The organism is Mesorhizobium sp. P5_C1 (assembly GCF_054049815.1).
Genome location: NZ_JBFULQ010000785.1, coordinates 1 through 1,957, shown reverse-complemented (window position 1 = coordinate 1,957; position 1,957 = coordinate 1). Strand labels below are relative to the sequence as shown.

Annotated in this window: 2 protein-coding genes and 1 pseudogene; 2 read left to right on the top strand and 1 reads right to left on the bottom strand. The window is 60.6% G+C overall.

Going from position 1 to position 1,957, the window contains the following annotated elements; genetic code table 11:
* Both ACXJ7R_RS31255 and ACXJ7R_RS31250 read left to right on the top strand, forming a co-directional pair.
* Positions 1 to 556, top strand: a pseudogene (locus ACXJ7R_RS31255) (aminomethyltransferase family protein); the annotation flags it as partial.
* Positions 553 to 1,095: a glycine cleavage T C-terminal barrel domain-containing protein gene (locus ACXJ7R_RS31250; RefSeq protein ID WP_457155178.1), complete on the top strand. Its 543-nt coding sequence runs from the start codon at positions 553 to 555 to the stop codon at positions 1,093 to 1,095. The pseudogene ACXJ7R_RS31255 and the gene ACXJ7R_RS31250, both read left to right, overlap by 4 nt.
* Before the next feature lie 80 nt (positions 1,096 to 1,175).
* On the opposite strand, the gene ACXJ7R_RS31245 is transcribed toward ACXJ7R_RS31250, so the two are convergent.
* Positions 1,176 to 1,957: tetratricopeptide repeat protein (locus ACXJ7R_RS31245; RefSeq protein WP_457155177.1), on the bottom strand; the 782-nt coding region annotated here is incomplete at its 5' end.

Sequence of the window (1,957 nt, the reverse complement as noted above, 5' to 3'; positions counted from 1 at the left end):
CTTCTACAGCAGCATCGTCGGACTAGGCGCGACCATGGGTCGGGTCGGTGGCGATTTCATCTCGGCCAAGACTTATTCCGGCATTGCCGACGAGCACCTGAACACGCGCAGGAATGTCGGCGTGCAGGATCTCAGCACCATGGGCAAGATGGACATCAAGGGGCCAGACGCCGAGGCGCTGGTCAATCATGTCATCGTCAACGATGCGGCGGCGATGAAGCCCGGCCAGGTCCGTTATTCCACCGTCTGCCGCGAGGATGGCGGCATCATGGACGACCTCACCGTGTTCCGTCTGGCGCCCGAACATTTCATGCTGGTGACCGGCTCGGTCAATCGTCTCAAGATGCTGCCGTGGCTTTTGCATCATGCGCAGGGGCGCAAGGCCTATGTCACCGACATCACCGCGGCCATCGCCTTCCCGACCATCCAGGGGCCGCGCTCGCGCGAACTGCTGAAGGCGTTGATCGCCGATGCCGATCTGGACGGGCTCAAGCGCTGGTCGTTCACCTCGGGACGCATTGGTGAAACGAAGGTGCTGACTCGCGCACCGGCGTGACCGGCGAGCTCGGCTTCGAACTGTTCGTGCCGGCCGACGAGGCGGCTTCGGTCTGGAACGCGCTGATGACAACCGGCCGTGACTTTGGCCTGAAACCCTATGGCGTGCTGGCGATGTTCACGCTCGGACTGGAAAAAGCCTATCCGGCGCATGGCATCGACATGGACGAGACCCGCACGCCGTTCCATGTCGGCCTCGACCGCTGGATCAAATTCGACAAGGGCGATTTCGTCGGCCGCGAAGCCTTGCTCAACGTCCGCGACAAGGGCCTGGACGAGCAATGGGTCGGGCTGATCCTCGACGGCGACAGGCCGGCCGCGACCGACGCCAGGGTGCTGGCCGATGGTGAGGACGCCGGCATCGTCACCTACAGCGACCACGGCTATTCCCTCGGCAAGGTGCTGGCGACCGCGCATCTGCGGCTGCCGTTCACGGCTGTCGGCACAGAACTCAGCATCGACATCGACGGCAAGCCGACCCACGCGGTCGTCGCGCCAATCCCGTTCTTCGACCCTGAGGGGGAGAGGCTGAGGGCCTAGCGCGGCTTGTTCCGGAAATCGCTTTGGGCTTTCCTTTTGGGTTAGCGAATAAACGGGGTATCGTTGCGGAAGGCCGACATTCATCCATCGGGTATGCCGACAGCAAGCAGGTCTCTCCGAAGGTCCTCCAGGATTTTTGGGTTACGATACGGATCGATCAAGATGGTGCTCACGGTCGCACCGGGCCTTGCCGCCAGACACTGCCTGGCTACGTGAGCGGCGAGTTGCTCGTCGCCCATTCTCAAATGACACACCGCCAGAAACGCATAGGCCCAAAATGCATAGGCATTGAGATTCCGGTAGGAGGCTATCGCCTCAGGATACCGTCCGAGAACCAGGAGAACCTGTCCGCGTAGATCCCAGAACCAATCGTAATTCAGGGGATCACGGGCGATACAGACGTCCAGATCGGACAAAGCTTCCTCATGCCGACCGAGATAGCTCCAGCACAAGCCCCGTATTGCTCTCGCCCGGGTTTCGTTCGGATTAAGGTTCACACCCTGCTCGAGATGCAGCAACGCCTCCTCTAACTGTCCCATGAAGATGAGCGTGTGACCCACCGCTGTATGGCTCCATGCCTGTTTCGGTTCAAGTTTTAGAGCACGGCGACCGTGGGCAAGAGCGATCGTGAGCGTGTTCCCGTCCCCCTCAAGCAGCCATTTGCTTGTGAGTACGGTCGCCATCATTGCATGGATGGTAGCGACATTCGGGTCGAGCTCAATCGCCCTGGCAAGATAGGGCTCTGCTTCCAGAGTAGTGTCATAGCGAACCATCCGAACGCGAGCCTGAAGATACAGATCGTAGGCATCGAGCTGGGTGATCGGAAGGCGCCGTATCTTCTCCACACCCGAAGTTCGGATTG